The 17,889-nt window shown below is 66.0% G+C and carries 17 protein-coding genes; 6 read left to right on the forward strand and 11 right to left on the reverse strand.

Annotated features, from left to right (window positions below; translation table 11 throughout):
* Positions 1–84: 84 nt before the first annotated feature.
* Both NLI89_RS00245 and NLI89_RS00250 read right to left on the reverse strand, forming a co-directional pair.
* Positions 85–1,065: a DUF2268 domain-containing putative Zn-dependent protease gene (locus tag NLI89_RS00245; RefSeq protein ID WP_254685146.1), complete on the reverse strand. Its 981-nt coding sequence runs from the start codon at positions 1,063–1,065 to the stop codon at positions 85–87.
* A gap of 320 nt (positions 1,066–1,385) precedes the next feature.
* Entirely contained in the window at positions 1,386–2,399 is a 1,014-nt protein-coding gene (locus tag NLI89_RS00250; protein WP_254685147.1) for a zinc-binding alcohol dehydrogenase family protein, read from the reverse strand.
* Positions 2,400–2,547: 148 nt separating this feature from the next.
* Between NLI89_RS00250 and NLI89_RS00255 the strand changes: the two genes are divergently transcribed.
* The 3 genes from NLI89_RS00255 to NLI89_RS00270 all read left to right on the forward strand — a co-directional run bounded on the left by NLI89_RS00255 (position 2,548) and on the right by NLI89_RS00270 (position 5,742).
* Positions 2,548–3,759: a toxic anion resistance protein gene (locus NLI89_RS00255; RefSeq protein ID WP_254685148.1), complete on the forward strand. Its 1,212-nt coding sequence runs from the start codon at positions 2,548–2,550 to the stop codon at positions 3,757–3,759.
* 5 nt (positions 3,760–3,764) lie between these two features.
* A complete protein-coding gene (locus NLI89_RS00260; RefSeq protein ID WP_254685149.1) occupies positions 3,765–4,472 on the forward strand; it encodes a hypothetical protein in 708 nt (235 codons plus the stop codon).
* Between the two features lie 340 nt (positions 4,473–4,812).
* Positions 4,813–5,742 (forward strand): DUF4238 domain-containing protein, encoded by a 930-nt coding sequence (locus NLI89_RS00270; RefSeq protein ID WP_254685151.1) that lies wholly within the window; start codon positions 4,813–4,815, stop codon positions 5,740–5,742.
* On the opposite strand, the gene NLI89_RS00275 is transcribed toward NLI89_RS00270, so the two are convergent.
* The 3 genes from NLI89_RS00275 to ubiA are packed head-to-tail and all read right to left on the reverse strand — an operon-like array spanning position 5,731 to position 8,839.
* On the reverse strand, positions 5,731–6,495 hold the full coding sequence (locus NLI89_RS00275) for a 3'(2'),5'-bisphosphate nucleotidase CysQ (protein WP_254685280.1): 765 nt from the start codon (positions 6,493–6,495) through the stop codon (positions 5,731–5,733). The two genes, NLI89_RS00270 and NLI89_RS00275, sit on opposite strands and share 12 nt — an antisense overlap.
* Positions 6,496–6,541: 46 nt before the next feature.
* Positions 6,542–7,888: a TldD/PmbA family protein gene (locus tag NLI89_RS00280; RefSeq protein WP_254685152.1), complete on the reverse strand. Its 1,347-nt coding sequence runs from the start codon at positions 7,886–7,888 to the stop codon at positions 6,542–6,544.
* A 9-nt stretch (positions 7,889–7,897) separates the two neighbouring features.
* On the reverse strand, positions 7,898–8,839 hold the full coding sequence (gene ubiA / locus NLI89_RS00285; RefSeq protein WP_254685153.1) for a 4-hydroxybenzoate octaprenyltransferase: 942 nt from the start codon (positions 8,837–8,839) through the stop codon (positions 7,898–7,900).
* An 82-nt stretch (positions 8,840–8,921) separates the two neighbouring features.
* Here ubiA and NLI89_RS00290 point away from each other — a divergent pair, with 82 nt between their 5' ends.
* The 3 genes from NLI89_RS00290 to NLI89_RS00300 all read left to right on the forward strand — a co-directional run bounded on the left by NLI89_RS00290 (position 8,922) and on the right by NLI89_RS00300 (position 11,865).
* On the forward strand, positions 8,922–9,083 hold the full coding sequence (locus NLI89_RS00290) for a hypothetical protein (RefSeq protein WP_165899558.1): 162 nt from the start codon (positions 8,922–8,924) through the stop codon (positions 9,081–9,083).
* 566 nt (positions 9,084–9,649) lie between these two features.
* A complete protein-coding gene (locus NLI89_RS00295; RefSeq protein ID WP_254685154.1) occupies positions 9,650–10,429 on the forward strand; it encodes a 16S rRNA (uracil(1498)-N(3))-methyltransferase in 780 nt (259 codons plus the stop codon).
* Between the two features lie 62 nt (positions 10,430–10,491).
* Positions 10,492–11,865: a glutamate--cysteine ligase gene (locus NLI89_RS00300; RefSeq protein ID WP_254685155.1), complete on the forward strand. Its 1,374-nt coding sequence runs from the start codon at positions 10,492–10,494 to the stop codon at positions 11,863–11,865.
* Positions 11,866–11,976: 111 nt separating this feature from the next.
* Here NLI89_RS00300 and NLI89_RS00305 read toward each other — a convergent pair whose 3' ends face one another.
* The 6 genes from NLI89_RS00305 to groL form a co-directional block, all read right to left on the reverse strand.
* Positions 11,977–13,251, reverse strand: coding sequence for a methyltransferase family protein (locus NLI89_RS00305; RefSeq protein ID WP_254685156.1), 1,275 nt, complete (start codon positions 13,249–13,251; stop codon positions 11,977–11,979).
* Positions 13,252–13,356: 105 nt separating this feature from the next.
* A complete protein-coding gene (locus NLI89_RS00310; protein WP_254685157.1) occupies positions 13,357–13,785 on the reverse strand; it encodes a winged helix DNA-binding protein in 429 nt (142 codons plus the stop codon).
* Between the two features lie 20 nt (positions 13,786–13,805).
* Positions 13,806–14,264, reverse strand: coding sequence for a hypothetical protein (locus tag NLI89_RS00315; protein ID WP_254685158.1), 459 nt, complete (start codon positions 14,262–14,264; stop codon positions 13,806–13,808).
* Between the two features lie 34 nt (positions 14,265–14,298).
* Positions 14,299–15,246 (reverse strand): helix-turn-helix transcriptional regulator, encoded by a 948-nt coding sequence (locus NLI89_RS00320; protein WP_254685159.1) that lies wholly within the window; start codon positions 15,244–15,246, stop codon positions 14,299–14,301.
* 136 nt (positions 15,247–15,382) lie between these two features.
* A complete protein-coding gene (locus NLI89_RS00325; protein WP_254685160.1) occupies positions 15,383–15,946 on the reverse strand; it encodes a Uma2 family endonuclease in 564 nt (187 codons plus the stop codon).
* Between the two features lie 199 nt (positions 15,947–16,145).
* Positions 16,146–17,789, reverse strand: a complete 1,644-nt coding sequence (gene groL, locus NLI89_RS00330; protein ID WP_254685161.1) for a chaperonin GroEL — start codon at positions 17,787–17,789, stop codon at positions 16,146–16,148.
* Positions 17,790–17,889 lie beyond the last annotated feature (100 nt).

The raw sequence follows: 17,889 nt of genomic DNA on the forward strand, positions 1-17,889 counted from the left end.
ATTCTCTTAATCGAGGAACGGGGTTGGCGCGCGCCATAGCGTAATTGTTGCGCCGCGGGAAGACGCAGCGGGATTTCGTCGCCTTTAGAGGGAACCTCCGCGGCGCTTGTATGTTCCGGCGGCGAGAATGGCACGAGGATCGCGGACCGCCAGCATTGCCCTCAGCGCGGCGTGCTTGTCGGGCGTGGCGGCGTAGTAGCGCTGCCAGATCCGCAGCCCCATCCAGTAGCCGAGTTCGGGCGGCCAGCCGGCGGGCGGGGTGGAGTAGTTGCCGATCCAGCGGGCATACGCCTTGGCTTCGAGTGAGCCTTCCTCCGGGTCGTCCTTGTCGGTGAGCTTGCGGGTGAGCGCGATGTCGGCCTGCATCTGGCGCCAGAGTTCGGCCTCGCGTGGCGTGGCCCAGGCGGCGCGGACGGCGTCGGGTTCCTCGCCGGTGACGAGCTGCGCGATGAAGTCGGCCGCGCCCTCGACGAGGATCGCGGTGAGCAGGGGGTCGCGGGCGAGCGTCATCCCGGCGTCCTGCTGGAAGGAATGCACCGTCTCGTGTGCGAAGAAATGGCGGAGCGTCTGGCGGAGTTTCTCGGGCGTCGGCGACATGCGGCAGAGGACTTCGAGGCCGAGCACCTGTGCGCCGGGCTTCGCCGTACCGCCGGAGGTGTTCGCGCCGAAGACTATATAGACTTGGGGAAGCTTCACGTCGGGGAGTGCGCCGTGGAGGCCGAGATAGATCGCGCGGAGATCGGCGGTGGCGGTCTTGGCGGCGGGGAGGCAGGTCTTGATCGCCTGCGTGTAGCGGGCAGGGTTGGCGGCGATGGCGCGCGCGAGATTGTCGGCGTCGACGATCCGGCCAGGGGTGAAGACGCCGATCCCGAAGCTGCCCTTGTCGAGATAGTCGCGCTTCAGTTGCGCGGCGGTGGGTTTGCCCTTGGTCTTGGCGAAAAGGGTCGCGAAGCGGTCGGCGTCTTCGGTGTGGAGGGTGACGGTGAGCGGGTCGGCAGGCGGGGGACGATTCGTGGCGGCCGCGGCGGGGAGCAGGGCGAGCGCGAGGATCAGCGGGCGGAGCATGATGTAGAGTATCGCGTGTTTGCCGGGGCGCCAGAGGGGATATCGCAATCCTCCCCGCCAGGGGGAGGTGTCGCCGAAGGTGACGGAGGGGGAGGACACGGAACCGGCGTGGTCGCCTACCTCCCCCTCCGTCAGGCTGACGCCTGCCACCTCCCCCTTGCGGGGGAGGATCGTGAGGTGCGGTAATAGGAAAGCCCACGTACTCTCCACCCCGGCGGAGGCCGGGGCCCAATTGGGAAGGTGGTAACAATGACGTGCTGCCATCCGTTAGTGACGTTCCCCAATTGGGCCCCGGCCTTCGCCTGGGTGGTGTCTAAGGCTCAGAACCCGTCCAGCACGATCTTACCCTTGGCCGTATGGCTCTCGATCCGCTCGTGCGCCCGCCGCAAATTCGCCGCGTCGATCTTCCCGAAATTCTCCGCAAGCGTCGTCCGGATCGTGCCGGCATCCACCAGCCGCGCGACCTCGTCGAGCAACACCCCCTGCTCGCCCATGTCCGCGGTCTGGAACAGCGAGCGCGTGTACATCAGCTCCCAATGCACCGAGATCGACTTCTGCTTGAGCGGCACGATGTCGAGCGTCTTGGGGTCGTCGATCAGCGCGAGGCGGCCCTGTGGCGCGATCAACGTCGCGATCTCGGCGATGTGCTCGTCGGTATGCGTCGTCGAGAACACGAACCCCGGAGCCCCCAGCCCGAGCGCCTCGACCTGCGCGGCGAGAGGCCTGCGGTGATCGATCACGTGATGCGCGCCGAGCTCCTCGACCCACCGCCGAGTCTCGTCGCGCGAGGCGGTGGCGATCACGGTCAGGTCGGTGAGCTGCCGCGCGAGCTGGATCGTGATCGAGCCGACCCCGCCTGCCCCGCCGATGATCAGGATCGCGTTCGCCGCACCGGCAACGGGTTTGCGCACGTCGAGCCGGTCGAACAGCGTCTCCCATGCGGTGACCGACGTCAGCGGCAATGCCGCCGCCTGCGCCCAGTCGAGCGACTGCGGCTTGTGGCCGACGATACGCTCGTCGACGAGATGATATTCGGCATTGGTACCGGGCCGGTCGATCGCGCCTGCGTAGAACACCTCGTCGCCGACCGCGAAGCCCGTCACGTCCGAACCGACCCCAACGACGACGCCCGATGCGTCCCAGCCCAGCACTTGCGGCTTGCCGTCGGGATCCGCGCGGCGCTGGCGGATCTTGGTGTCGACCGGGTTGACCGACACCGCCTTCACCTCGACCAGCAGGTCGCGGCCGGTCGCCTCGGGCTTGGCGATGTCGAGATCGACGAGCGACTGCGGATCGTCGATCGGGAGCGACTGGGTGTAGCCGATGGCGCGCATGCTGGAACTCCTGTGATGTCGGCCCCAAGCTGTCGACGCCGTCCCTTGGTTTCAAGGCGAGGTTGGCAAGTCGGGTGTGTTATCTATATACGCCACTTGAACGCGGGGCGGGTTGCAGCCACCATGTCCCAACGAACGGAGATTACGCATGGCCACGACACCCGAGACGCTGAACGAAGAGCCGGGCCTGGTGCTGACCCCGCCCGATCCGGTGCCGACCGTGGCCGCCTCAAAGGCCGCCGGACTGGTGCCGGTCGATGCCGGCGTGAAGTCGCAACTCGAGGAGCGCGTGTCGGGGTTCGTCACCGATCTCGTTGCGCAGGACGTCAATTCACCGGAGTTCGGCAAGCGGGTCGATGCGATCACCGCGATGGGCGCGAAGGAAATCCGCGAGGCCGCCGGCCAGTCGAACCGCTTCCTCGATCGCCCGGTCAAGGCGATGGATCAGGAGACCGGCGTCGGCAAGGACCTCGCCGAGCTGCGCCGCGTCGTCGAGGATCTCGATCCCGGCAAGAAGGGCAATCTGACCGCGCCGCAGAAGCTGTTCGGGATCATCCCGTTCGGTGGCAAGATGCGCAATTATTTCGACGGCTATAAATCGTCGCAGACGCATATCGCGCAGATCCTGAAGAGCCTCGGCTCGGGCAAGGACGAGCTGCTGATGGACAACGCCGCGATCGATACCGAGCGCGCGAACCTGTGGGCGGCAATGGGTCGGCTCGAGCAGATGATCCATCTGTCGAAGACGATGGACGCAAAGCTCGAGGACGTCGCGAACGACCTCGATCACTCCGATCCCGCCAAGGCTAAGGCGATCCGCGAGACGGCGTTGTTCTACACGCGCCAGAGGACGCAGGACCTGCTGACGCAGATGGCGGTGACCGTGCAGGGGTATCTCGCGCTCGATCTGGTCAAGAAGAACAATGTCGAGCTGGTGAAGGGCGTCGATCGCGCCTCGACCACGACCGTCTCGGCGCTGCGCACCGCGGTGACGGTGGCGCAGGCGCTGACCAACCAGAAGCTGGTGCTGGAGCAGATCACCGCGCTCAACACGACGACCGCGAACATCATCGATTCGACCGGCAAGCTGCTGAAGTCGCAGACCGCGCAAATTCACGAGCAGGCGGCGTCGGCGACGATCCCGCTGGAGACGCTGCAACGCGCGTTCCAGAATATCTACGACACGATGGACGCGATCGACGTGTTCAAGCTGAAGGCGCTCGATTCGATGAAGGTGACGGTCGGCGCGCTGTCGAACGAGGTCGACAAATCTCGTGGCTATATCGCGCGTGCCGAGGGGGCCACGCAGGGTCAGTTGGGCGGACCGTCGGCCAGTCCGTTCAAGCTGGAGGCGATGTAACCCTCGTGAGCGAAGTCGACGACGCCATCGCCAGCGCCCGCGCCTCCTGGTCGCGCATTTCCGACGACCGGACGGGCACCGTCATCGGGCGCGTGCCGTCGCGGGGACGGGCGCGGCAGACGCAGGCGATCGGCAAGCGGCTGACCCGGATCGCGATCGCCGACGTGTCGATCGTGATCGCGGCGATGGTGATCGGCTGGATCTTGCCGCTCGGGATCGGCGGGGCGATGCTGGTGATGGCGCTGCTGGTCGCCGCTACGGTGTTGTTCGCGGTCTGGCCCGCGGAACGCGCGCCGACGCCCGAGCGGCTCGCCGCGGTCGATATCCGCGCGCTGCCGGCGCAGACCGAACGCTGGCTGGAGGCGCAACGCCCCGCCCTCCCCGCGCCGGCGATGACGCTGGTCGACCGGATCGGCCTGCGGCTCGAAACGCTGACGCCGCAACTCGCGACGCTCGACGCGAACACGCAGGAAGCGGTCGACGTGCGCAAACTGATCGGCGAACAATTGCCCGCCTTCGTCAAGGATTACGAAAAGGTCCCGGCGTCGCTGCGCACCACCCCGCGCAACGGCCGCACGCCCGACGCCGAACTGGTCGACGGGCTGAAGCTGATCGAACAGGAAATCGGCGAAATGACCGCGCGGCTGGCGCAGAGCGACCTCGACAATCTGTCGACTCGAGGGCGTTTCCTGGAGATGAAGTACAAGGAGTGAGCGGGTGAAACGCACCCGGCTCAGCGTATGCCGTCGCAAGGCACGGTTCGTGTCCGAACGCGACGCGCTCACCGTAGCGCAAGCCGGCCGCGTCCCTCTCAGGGCCTATCGCTGCGACCGATGCCTGCATTTCCACCTGACCAGCCGGACGAAGGGCAAGCGCTTATTGCAATCCCGATTATTGCTTCCAGTAGATGTATAGATCATTCATTATGCGCAGCGACGGTATGCACAGCGTTCTCAATGATTGACATAATTTCAGCACTACCGCTTGAGCCGATCCAGTAAAGCACTGGCAACCTGATGCAGGTGACCAGATTTAGTAAGCTACTAAAGGCTGATGATGCAAAATCCTCCCCGTCGTCATCATTACATACCGGAGTTCTATCAACGGAAATGGATTGGAGAGGACAAGCAGGTGGAGAGGTACGAACGCATCAATGGCGCCGTGATCCGCCGCCGTGTTTTCCCAAGCGCAGCCGGTTTTCAAGAAGATTTATACCGGCACCCGAGAGCTGAGATGGATGAGTGGGACGCGCAGGCGCTTGAGTGGGCTATCTTCAAAAAAATTGACGATGCCGGCGCAAGCGCACTCGAAGCGCTGATATCGGATCAAGCGGCGCTCCGTGACAATGTTGTCCGTAGTAATTGGGCTGTGTTCCTGCGGACCATGCTAATGCGCACGCCATACCAAATGACCGGTGTGCTGGCTTCTCTCGAACAGATATGGCGAAACACCGATATTTCTCAAAAGTACGCTTCTATGCGCAAACCTGGGATGCCTGAGACTGCTACCGAGTTTCTTGAAATGCTCAACCCGGATGAAGCGAAAGAGAGCGCTTTCCGAATGTTTGCTGACGCAATCGGGAGTGACCGAACAACGCGGCACATCATGAAATTGCCTTGGAAGATATTCGACTGCTCAACAGCGGATCACGGTCTCCTGCTTTCAGATCATCCTGTGGTGCTTGTTCCACTTGAAACGAATGATGGCCACATTGCAATGCCACTCAGCCCTACAAAGCTACTGATTGCCGCAGCTAACGATCGAATAAAAGCTATCGCAGATTCTCTACAACCGAAATTGACGGTTCGAATAATGAACAAACTTGTGGTCCAACGAGCTCAGCACTGCGTAATTGCACGAAATAAAGCGCAGGACTTCTTTATAAATAAGCATTTCGGAACCAATCCAATTCCGCCATTTCTATCACCTAAGGCGCTTGAGCGAAGTGCTTTTGCACCAAAGACAGCAATTTCAAGTCAGTAGATTACGCGCGCGATCGGCCAAGCGGCCTACTGCCGACTTGTGGATTCCAGGCGTAGACGCCAACACACCAAATGCCTGCGGTCGCGGCTTGTTGAACACCAGCGGCACGCCGAGCGCATCGCTCACCGTCGCCCCCGCTTCGCTCGCGACCAGCACGGCCGCGGCGATGTCCCATTCGTTGCCCCAGCGGAGCGTCGCGACGAGGTCGGCTTCGTCGGCGGCGACCATTGCTATGCGTAGGGCGATCGAGTTGGGCTTGTGGACCATGACGAGGTCGCGGTCGGCTTTGGGGAGGGCGTCGACGGGGGTGCGGCTGCCGGCGAATTCCGTGCGGGTGCCGGTCCGGAGCGTCACGCCGTTGCGGGTGGCGCCCTGCCCGGCGACGGCGCGCCAATGTTCGCCGCGCGTGGGAGCGTCGAGGATGCCGATCACCGGGCGGCCGCGGTCGACCAGCGCGATCGAGACGCACCAGCCGGGACGGGCTCGGATATAGTCCCGCGTTCCGTCGATCGGGTCGACCACCCAGAGCAGGTCGTGCGCGAGGCGGTCGGCGTTGTCGGCGGTTTCCTCGGAGAGCCAGCCGGCTTCGGGCAGCAGCGTCGACAGGCGGGACTTGAGCATCCGGTCGATCGCGATGTCGAGTTCGCAGACCGGGCTGCCGGGGGTCTTTTCCCAGCGCTGGAAATCGGTGTCGAAGCGGTCGTACGCCATCGCGCCGGCCTCCATGGCGATCTTCGCGACCGCGTCGGCCATCGCGCGCAGCCATTCCGGCGACCGTTCCGGCCCGCGGCGGCGGCGGTCAGCCACTCGCCACCGTCATGCCCTCCACGCGGAGGGTCGGCACGTTGACGCCGTAGCGGAACTCGAGGTCGTTGGCGGGCGTCATCGCGAGGAACATGTCCTTCACGTTGCCGGCGATCGTGAACTCCGCGACCGGCGTGGTGATCTGGCCGTTCTCGATGCGGAAGCCGGCCGCGCCACGGCTGTAGTCGCCGGTCACGCCGTTCGCGCCGCCGCCCATCAATTCGGTGACGTAGACGCCCGACGTGATGTCGGCGATCAGCGTTTCGAGCGGGACATGGCCCGGCTCCATGAACACGTTGCTGGTCGCCACGCCGGGGCCGCCGCCGACACCGCGGGCGGCGTGGCCGGTCGGCTCGAGGCCGAGCTGGCGTGCCGAGGCGGAGTCGAGCAGCCAGCGTTCCAACATGCCGTCCTCGATGATGTCGCTCGGCGAGACGGGCAGGCCCTCGCCGTCGAACGGGCGCGAGCGCAGGCCGTGCGGGCGGTGCGGATCGTCGCGAATGGTGATGCCGTGCGCGAAAACCTGGCTGCCGAGCGAATCGAGCAGGAAGCTGGTCTTCCGCGTGATCGCCTGGCCGGAGATCGCGCCGAGCATGTGGCCGACCAGCGATCCGCCGACGCGACGGTCGTAGACGATCGTGGTGGGCCCGCTGACGAGGCGACCGGGGTTGAGCCTCGCGACCGCCTGTTCGCCGGCGCGGCGGCCGATCGCTTCGGGCGATTCGAGATGCGCGCGGAGGCGAGCGCTGTGGTGCGCGTAATCGCGCTGCATATTGCCGCCCTCGCCTGCCAGGACGCTGGCCGAGACGCCGTAGCCGGTTGCGGCATAGGCGCCGGCGAAACCGTGGCTGGTGGCGAGTGCCCAGACGCTGCGCGAGGCGCTGGCGCCGCCGCCTTCGCTGTTCGAGACGCCGGGGACCGCGCGGGCGGCGTCCTCGGCTTCGAGGGCGGCGTCGCGGAGTTGCTCGGGGCTGGCTTCGCCGCCGTCGTCGAGGCCCAGCATCGGGACGATGCCGTGGAGAAGGCGGTCGGCGGGGGCGAGCCCTGCCCAGGGATCTTCGGGGGCTTCGCGCGCCATCGCCACCGCGCGGTCGACCAGCGCGTCCATCGCGGCGGTCGACAAATCGGAGGTGGAGACGCTGGCGGAGCGCTGGCCGACGAACACGCGCAGGCCGAGATCCTCGCTTTCGGAGCGGCCGATATCCTCGAGCTTGCCGAGGCGGATCGACACGTCGAGCGCGGCGTCGGCGGCGAAGACCGCGTCGGCGGCGTCGGCGCCGGCTGCCCTCGCGCGCTGGACGATGTCGTGGGCGCGGTCGCGGGCTTGGTCTGGGGTCAGCATAGCAGCGACTTAAGGATGCAGGCTGGTCCCGACAACCACGCAGGCGAGGAACATGAGCAGTCCGGCGAAACGGTTCGCGCGGAAGCGGGCGAGTGCGGCGGTGCCGGCGCCCTCGTGCGTGTCGGGTTTGAGGGTCGCGACCTGCCAGGCGAGGTGGAGCGCGACGGGGACGAGCGCGGAGATCGCGAGCGGATCGGGGCGGATTTGCCAGAAGGCGGCGGCCCATAGGGCGACGGCGGCGATATAGAAGGTACCGACGCCGGTCTTGACGTGCGCGCCCATGCGGAGCGCGGACGAGCGGATGCCGATCATCGCGTCGTCCTCGCGGTCCTGCAGCGCGTAGATCGTGTCGTAGCCGATCACCCAGGCGATCGAACCCGCGTAGAGCAGCCACATCGGCGCATCGAGCGCGCCTGCGATGTCGCTCCAGCCAACTAGGAGCGCCCAGGAGAAGACGATGCCGAGCCACGCCTGCGGCCACCAGGTGATGCGCTTCATGAACGGGTAGGCGGCGACGGGGGCGAGGCTGGCGAGCGCGACGAGTCCGGCGAAGGGGGTGAGCTGGAGGAGGACGACGAGCCCGATCAGGCAGAGCGCGACGAGCCAGATCCAGGCGAGCTTGATCGAGACGAGCCCGCTCGGGATCGGCCGGGCGCGGGTGCGCGCGACCTGCGCGTCGAGGTCGCGGTCGACGATGTCGTTGAACACGCAGCCCGCGCCGCGCATCGCGATGCTGCCGAGGAGGAGCCAGAGGATCAGATCCCAGCGTTCGAGCGCCCCGCCGGCGAGCGCGACGCCCCAGGCGCCGGGCCAGAACAGCAGCCACCAGCCGATCGGACGATCGAAGCGGGCGAGCAGCGCGAGACCGCGGAGGGTTGGCGGGAGGCGGCCAACGAGACCTCGGTGTTCGCTGTCGGGGACGATTTCCGCGTGGCTCGGCTTGGTCTGCATGGCGGAGGCGTAGGAAGACGGGGTTTGGCGCGCAAGCCTTTGACGGCTACCGGTGGGCCGTGTCGCGTGTGGAGCCTCTTTTGTGATCGGCCTTTCGGTCGCGGTCGGGCGATTCGTCGAGGCGTTGTTCTGGGGGATTTTCCGGGTCGCCGGGGCGGTGGCTGGGGTTTTGATTCTCGGCGTCGTGGTTCTGGTTGTCGCGTGGGTGGTGGCGCGGAAGATGTGGGCGCGGCGGAAGCGCTGATCTGGATATGTGGGCGCAAGGGAGCGCGGATATTCCCCCCTCCCTGGAAGGGAGGGGGCGGGGGTGGGTCGGCTGCTTGGCGGGCGTGTCGGCAATCACAGGCCGACCCACCCCCAGCCCCTCCCTTCCAGGGAGGGGAGCTAGAAGGGCGCGAAAATCCTCCCCGGCACGGGGAGGGGGACCAGCACAGCTGGTGGAGGGGGGGCTTCCGCGAGCGTCACACTCGCGTCCGGCCTTGAAGTCTCGACGCTCCCGCTGAGATCTTCATTGCAGCGTTACGCCCGGTGCGATCCCCCTCCACCCTTCGCCGATGGCGAACGGTCCCCCTCCCCGTCCGGGGGAGGATTTAGCTGCTCCCTTGATCCTCCCCGTCAGGGGGAGGTGTCGCCGAAGGTGACGGAGGGGGAGGACACGGAGCAGTCGTTTCGCTTACCTCCCCCTCCGTCTGGTAAGCGCCAGCCACCTCCCCCTTGCGGGGGAGGATCGATCGGGCCCGAACCCTGGAACCGCGAGCATCATCATCGCGGCCTCTCCCCGTGCGGAAGAGGATTTGCTAGGATGCCCCCATGCCTGCAACTCCCGCCTGGCCGCCGCAATCCACGCCGCGCCTCTTCGTCGACAGCCCCCTCGCGCTCGGCCCGCTCCACGTCGATGGCCCGGCGGCGCATTATCTCGTCGGGGTGATGCGGATGAAGGTCGGCGATCCGGTGAAGCTGTTCGACGATCGGACCGGCGAGTGGCTCGGCGTCGCGTCCAGCGTCGGCAAGCGCGATCTGGTGCTCGACGTCACCGCATTGCTGCGGCCGCGCGAGGACGTTCCCGACCTGTGGCTCTGCGCCGCGCCGCTGAAGAAGGGACGGGTCGACTGGATGGCGGAGAAGGCATGCGAGCTGGGCGTCGCGCGACTGCAACCCGTCGTCACGCGGCGGACGATCGTCGACAAGCCCAATACCGATCGCCTGCGCACGCAGATGATCGAGGCCGCCGAGCAATGCGGGCGCACGGCGCTGCCCCAAGTTACCGAGCCGGTGAAGCTGGCCGCGCTGCTGCGCGAGTGGCCCGAGGATCGCGCGCTGTTCTTTGCCGACGAGACTGGCGGCGTGCCTGCGCTGGAGGCGATGCGATCGCGGCCGGGTCCGGCGGCAATCCTGATCGGGCCCGAGGGCGGCTTCGATGCGGACGAGCGCGAGGCGATCCGCGCGCATCCGCAGGCGGTGGGGATCGGGCTCGGTCCGCGCATCCTGCGGGCTGAAACCGCGGCGGGGGCTGCGATTGCCGTGTGGATGGCGGCGGCGGGCGACTGGCACGGTGGCGAAAACCCGGAAGGCGGCGGGGCTGGCGCGTAATACCTACCGATTGGTCCGAATCCCCTCTAGCCCCCTCGTTCATCGGCGCGTAAGGCGCGATGATGACGACCGATTACGCTCCGAAAAAGACCAGCCCGACGATCGAGTCGCGCGACCAGTTGATCGCCAGCTTCGCGCGCGGCGAAAAACCGAAGGACGCGTGGCGGATCGGCACCGAGCACGAGAAGTTCGTCTATACGAACGGCGATCACCATGCGCCGTCCTATGACGAGCCGAGCGGCATCCGCGCGCTGCTCGGCGAGCTGGAGCAATATGGCTGGAAGCCGGTCATGGAGGGTGGCAACGCGATCGCCATGTCGGGTCCCGACGGCAGCATCAGCCTGGAACCCGCAGGCCAGTTCGAGCTGTCGGGCGCGCCGCTCGACTCGCTGCACGAGACGTGTGCCGAGACCGGACGTCACCTGGAACAGGTGAAGGCCGCGGGCGAGAAGCTCGGCATCGGCTTCCTCGGGCTCGGCATGTGGCCGGACAAGACGCGGGCCGAACTGCCGATCATGCCGAAGGGGCGCTATGCGATCATGCTCCGGCATATGCCGCGCGTCGGCAGCATGGGGCTCGACATGATGCTGCGGACCTGCACGATCCAGGTGAACCTGGATTATGCGTCCGAGGCGGACATGGTGAAGAAATTCCGCGTGGGGCTGGCGCTCCAGCCGCTCGCGACCGCGCTGTTCGCGAACTCGCCGTTCACGGAAGGGCGGCCGAACGGCATGCTGTCGTATCGCAGCCATATCTGGTCGGATACCGATCCGCACCGCACCGGCATGCTGCCGTTCGTGTTCGAGGATGGCTTCGGGTATGAGCGCTACGCCGAGTATGCGCTCGATGTGCCGATGTACTTCGTCTACCGCGAGGGCAAGTATATCGACGCCGCCGGGCTTTCGTTCCGCGATTTCCTGAAGGGCGAATTGTCGGTGCTGCCGGGCGAGAAGCCGACGCTCGACGACTGGACGGATCATCTGTCGACCGCGTTCCCCGAGGTGCGGCTGAAGACTTTCCTCGAGATGCGTGGCGCCGATGGCGGACCGTGGAACCGGATTTGCGCGCTGCCGGCGTTGTGGGTCGGGCTGCTGTACGATCAGGGTGCGCTCGATGCGGCGTGGGATCTCGTCAAGGACTGGTCGATCGACGAGCGCCAGGCTCTGCGCGACGCGGTGCCCAAGCTGGGGCTGGACGCGCCGATCGCGGGCGGCGGCACGCTGCGCGATATTGCGGCACAGGCGCTCGACATCGCCGGGGCCGGGCTGACGGCGCGGGCGCGGTTCAACCGGGCGGGCGACAACGAGAGCGGCTTTCTCGATCCGCTGCGCGAGATCGTCCGCAGCGGCAAGGTGCCGGCGGAAGTGCTGCTGGAGAAGTATCACGGCGTCTGGGGCGGCGACGTCTCGAGGGTGTACGACGAATCGAGCTTCTGAATGCTCCCCTCCCGTTTACGGGAGGGGTCGGGGGAGGGCTTGCCCGCGAGCGATCCGGTCCCCGGCACAGGTCAGCCCCTCCCCTAACCCCTCCCGCAAGCGGGAGGGGAATTAGCCGCGCAACTTCGCGAACAGCCGCGGGACCCAGCCGTTGCGGGTCATCCAGTCGAAATAGGCGCGGTAGTCGGGGTCGAGCTTCAGATGCCGCTCCTCGGTTTTCGCGCGCCAGTAATAGACGCCGCTGACCGCTGCCATCAGCAGAGTCGCACGTGCGGCGTCGACGACGCTGCCGAGCGTCAGGACGGGGATCGTCGAAATCCACCAGAACAGGTTTTTCGACAGATAGGCGGGGTGACGCGACACTGCGTAGGGCCCGTGCGTCAGGATCCCGCGGTTGGTGAGGTTCGAAAAGCGGAAGCCGAACGCCATCGTCGCCCAGGCATAGATCGCGGTCAGCCCGACCAGTACCGCACCGATCAGCGCGAGCAGAACCGGGTGCCCCTGGAACCAGTACGCCCAGTCCGACGTGCCGGGGTGGTAATCGAGCGGTCCGCCGGGGGTCATCAGGATGAAGGGCGGGTAGCACATCAGCGCGGGCATCCAGGCTGCCGCGAAGGGGTTGGCGCTGCGGATGTGTGAATCGAGCGGGCGGAAGGTCAGCAGATAGCCGACCGTCGCGAAAGCCACGTCGATCAGGAACATCAGCGTCACCAGCCAGCTCGCCAGTGCGACCGGATCGCGGAGAACGACCGAGACATCGCCACGGACAAAATCGCCGAATCCCGGCGGCACGATCGCAAGCATGAAGGCGAGGAAGAACGTCTTCACCCCCCAGGCGCGGAGATGGCCATAGATCGCCTCACGGTCGACACCCGCCTGCCCCGTTAGCCACGCGCCGAGATGCCAGGCGCCGTCGCGCGGCTCGACCAGATAGCGGTCGATCCAGAGGACGTACGGGATCGACGCGACGAACAGGATCGGCGCGGCATTGGTGAAACACCACATCGCGAACGCGAAATTACCCTGCCAATAGAAACGCCCGGCGCCATAGATCACCGCAATCGCCGCCCAGGTCGCCCATAGTCCGGCCAGCTTGGTAAGGCTGAGATCCAGCGTCTCTCGCAACTGCTTCCCCGCAGACCAGTCGATCCCGGTGCTGGGGCTCCGATGGACCTTGTCGACGAGCAGCGACCAGATAACCATGGGGGCGCCACACGCAGCGACGTTGATCAGTGCCGAATATGGCCCGTCCATGCCGAAATGCCGCGCGATGCCGATCCAGGCGAGTACGCCGGCGAGCCCCGCAAGCCCCGCCCCATGGCTGACCGCGGATCGTGGGCGCGGGTCGGGCGCGACATGATCGGGGGGCGGTGGGTCGTGATCCATGGTGGCCGTCTAGCGCGGATTGGTAAGCAACGGGTGAAGTCTATCGCCGCCGCCGCCGCGGCTACCAACTCTCAGCAGGCGAGACCGCTAGCGCCGGCCTCGGCCTTATAGTCGGCTGAGAAGGGCTACCATCCGGCGTTGTCCGAGCGCTGTCAGTTGCACGTGCGAACGGCGTGCGTCCCGCTCATCGCGCGTCCGCTCGACCAGATCGGCGTCCTGCAGCATCGTCAGATAGCGGAGTGCGGTGGCGGACGGGGCACGCGCACCGATGCAGACCGCCGAGACGCTGAGCCGTCGACGCTCGTACCCCGAGATGAACAGATCGAGCAGCATGTTCCACGCGGGTTCCGAGAACAGTGCGTCGCCGAGCAGCTCGTCGCGAACCTTTCTCAGGGCATAAAGCCGCCGGGCGACGTCGATCAACGCCTCGGTGACCGCGGGCGGCGACACGCCGACGAGCGGCACGTCGGCGATGGTCAGGTACGTCGCGCACTTGGCAGCGGCGGTAGGCAGCATGGCGATTGCGTATGTCATATACGTCTTCCGAAAATGCTTCAGCGCAGGGTCGGGTCCTGGCGGCTCCAGTCGAGATCCCAGCCCCGTGCCCGGATCCGTCTCGAGTGCCTGACCGTCCCGATCACGAGAAGCAGAACGATGGGGTAGCTCCACGCCGCGGATAGAACGGCGTTGACGAGGCGGATCACGTCGGGGCTGATCGCCCGGATCAGATGGGCCCCCGTCCCCAATGCGTGGAGGGCGGTGGCCCATGCCGGCCAGAACCGATCGGCCTTGAGCGTGATCACGATCATCACGACCAGCAGGAGAAGATCGACGATCATCACGCCCGCCTCCAGCCCTGCGAACAGGATCGGGATGTTGCGCTGGACGATCCCGGTCGACACCGCTGCGAGCAGCAGCGCCAACCCCGTCAGCCGCTCCGGCGCGCCGCCCCGCAGGAGCGCATAGCCGGACGCCGCCACCTGTATCGTGTAGAACAACCAGACCCGGTCCAACTCTTACCTCCAAAGCAGGACCGCGAAGGGCCGTTCAGGCGACCGCCGCGAGACGGACCGACGTAGCGGCCGGCAACGCGCCTTCGTTGGGCGGGCATTGCGCGGTATCGCCATAGCCGTAGAACTGGCCGAGCCCGATCTCGTGGCGGACGTCGACCAGCGCGCGGTGCGCCTCGACGAAACGCTGGCGTGCGTTGATCATGTCGAAGGAGGCCTGCGAGACCATCTGCAGTGCCGCGGCCCCGGTGCCGAGCGGCAGATTGGCGGCGACCCGCTGCTGCAACAGCGTCGATACGCACGACGCGGCCAGCATCGCGGCGTGATCGATCGCCGCCTCGGCCTTCAGGAATTCGGTGGTGACCGTGTCGGTCGCGTCGCGTCGTTGTTTCAGCATCGTCGTTCTCCCCATCGGCGTCGTCGTCGCGGTGCCATGTATGGGGGCGGTGCTATCCCGGTTCGATCGCAACAGGCTGGTCAGCGTCATCGCCAGGTTCACGAGCGCCATCGAGGTGATGGCGATCAGGCCCATGAGAGCGATCAATCTGACGAGCCGGTCGCCCATCGAAAACCGATTGCGCGCCGCCCCCACCGATCCGCTGTCTCCGGCCAGGCCGAGGAAGCGGCGAACAAACCCCCAAGGCTCGATCTGCGTATCGTTTGAGGGCTTGGGAGCGGGAATGGGAACGTCGATTGGTTCGGATGGTAGCCGTTCGTATGTGGCCACGGGCTCGTCGGGCGGGGCTGCCTTGCGGCTCGGCACGGCGTCGATTGCCGTGCCGCGCTCGTGCTCCTGGAGCCGCCTAGCCGCTTCGAACCGCGTGCCGACGCCGAGGACCTGGATGGCACGCTCGATCCGCTTGTCGATCGCCGACGGGGACACGCCGAAGATCGCAGCGATCTCCTTCGAATTATGGTGGGTCAGCACGAGTCGGAGACAGGCGCGCTGGGCTTCGGTCAACTGATCGATGCGTCCTGCGGTCATAATACGGTGGTAGCGCGAACGCGCGACGGTTGCACCTGTCACGTTCGAGATATCGGCGCGGGAAACGTTGGCGGGCCAAGTGGGGCTGGAGGCACCGGACGCGAACGCGGTCGAGGACGGGGCGGCCCGACGGGTTTCAGTCTCGGGCGAAGATTTCCGTGTGCGGGATGACGAGATCGAGCGAGGGGAGCGCGACGTCGTGCGGCTGCGCGAACATGTCGTCGCGCCAGGTGGTCGGCCCGAGCCGTTGAACGACGCGGGTGAGTTCGTTCTCGGGGTCGGCAAAGACGATCGTGTCGACCGAGGCGAGTTCGCGATATTCGGCTAGCTTGCTGCCCTGGTCGATCTTTGCGGTCGAGCCGGAGAGGACTTCGAAGATTACCGTCGGATCGGTGAATGCGCGTTGCTCTTCGCGCTCGCGGGTCGCGGGGTTGCCACAGAAGACGCTGACGTCGGGGTAGCGCAGGTCGGTGTCGTTGACGCGGACGCCCATGTCGGAGTTGTAAGCGCGGCAGCCTGTGCCGCGGAGCTTCATGCCCAGGTAAATGAGGATGTTACTCGCCACGCGAGAATGAGCGGGGGTGCCGCCGGTCATCATGCGGATGACGCCATCGACCAGCTCGAACTTGCGGTCCGTGCCGAAGTCGATTGCGAGGAACTCGTCGACCGTGATCTTCTTGTAGAGGGGATCGTGCCGCATGGGTGGGTTTTACCACTTGTCGGTGGACAAACAAAGGGCCGGGGATTGCTCCCCGACCCTTTGCTTTGGTCGGTTTGGCTTGGAACCGAGCAGCGGCGAAGCCGCTGCTTTCGTCGTACGGGATCGGTGGCTTGCGCCGCCGACCCGCCGGCCGTTCTGATCTTGTGTCCGGGCCAGCTCTCGCTGGTCCGGTCCAAGATCAGAAGTCCATGCCGCCCATGCCGCCCATGCCGCCGCCGCCCATGGGCATGGCGGGCTTGTCTTCGGCCATTTCGCTCACGGCCGCTTCGGTCGTGATCAGGAGGCCTGCGACCGATGCTGCGTTCTGCAGCGCGGTGCGGACGACCTTGGTCGGATCGATCACGCCGGCTTCCACCAGGTTCTCGTAGGTGTCGGTCGCGGCGTTGAAGCCGATCGACGTGTCGTTACCGTCAAGCAGCTTGCCCGAAACCACCGCACCGTCATGACCCGCATTCTGAGCGATCTGGCGAACCAGAGCGGTCAGCGACTTGCGCACGATGTCGATACCGCGCGTCTGGTCCTCGTTCGCACCGGTCAGGCCGTCGAGGGCCTTGGTCGCGTACAGCAGCGCCGTACCACCACCGGGGACGATGCCCTCTTCGACGGCTGCGCGGGTTGCGTGCAGCGCGTCGTCGACGCGGTCCTTGCGCTCCTTGACCTCAACCTCGGACGAACCACCGACCTTGATCACGGCAACGCCGCCGGCAAGCTTGGCGAGACGCTCCTGGAGCTTCTCCTTGTCGTAGTCGCTGGTCGTGTTCTCGATCTGCTGACGGATCGCCTCGGTGCGGCCCTTGATCGCGTCGTGATCGCCGGCACCGTCGACGATGACGGTGTTGTCCTTGTCGATCGTGACGCGCTTGGCGGTGCCGAGCATGCCGAGCGTGACGGTCTCGAGCTTGATGCCGAGGTCTTCCGAGATCATCTCGCCCTTGGTCAGGATCGCGATGTCCTCGAGCATCGCCTTGCGACGATCGCCGAAGCCCGGTGCCTTGACCGCTGCGACCTTCAGGCCGCCGCGCAGCTTGTTGACGACGAGCGTGGCCAGAGCCTCACCCTCGATGTCCTCGGCGATGATCAGCAGCGGACGACCCGACTGGACGACGGCTTCCAGGATCGGGAGCATCGCCTGCAGGTTCGACAGCTTCTTCTCGTGGATCAGGATGTAGGGATCCTGAAGCTCGACGGTCATCTTCTCGGGGTTAGTGATGAAGTAGGGCGACAGATAGCCGCGATCGAACTGCATGCCTTCGACGACGTCGAGCTCGAACTCGAGACCCTTCGCTTCCTCGACGGTGATCACGCCTTCCTTGCCGACCTTCTCCATGGCTTCGGCGATCTTCTCGCCGACTTCACGGTCGCCATTGGCCGAGATGATGCCGACCTGCGCCACTTCCTTCGAACCCGAAACCGGCTTCGAACGCGCCTTGACGTCCTCGACGACCTTGACGACGGCGAGATCGATGCCGCGCTTCAGGTCCATCGGGTTCATGCCCGCTGCAACCGACTTCATGCCCTCGCGGACGATGGCCTGCGCCAGAACCGTCGCCGTGGTGGTGCCGTCGCCGGCGATGTCGTTGGTCTTCGAGGCCACTTCGCGCAGCATCTGCGCACCCATGTTCTCGAACTTGTCCTTGAGCTCGATCTCCTTGGCGACGGTGACGCCGTCCTTGGTGATGCGCGGTGCGCCGAAGCTCTTGTCGATCACGACGTTGCGGCCCTTGGGGCCCAAGGTCACCTTGACCGCGTCGGCGAGGATGTCGACGCCGCGGAGGATGCGCTCACGCGCGTCACGACCGAATTTTACGTCCTTGGAAGCCATGTCAGCTGCCCTTTCGATTGAGTGAAGTATAGGAAGTGCAGACGCTGGCGCAGAGTTCGCTGCCAGCCTTTCTCGGCCCGTTCACGTCAGCAGACGCCGA

This window comes from Sphingomonas faeni, assembly GCF_024273235.1.
GTDB lineage: Bacteria > Pseudomonadota > Alphaproteobacteria > Sphingomonadales > Sphingomonadaceae > Sphingomonas > Sphingomonas faeni_A.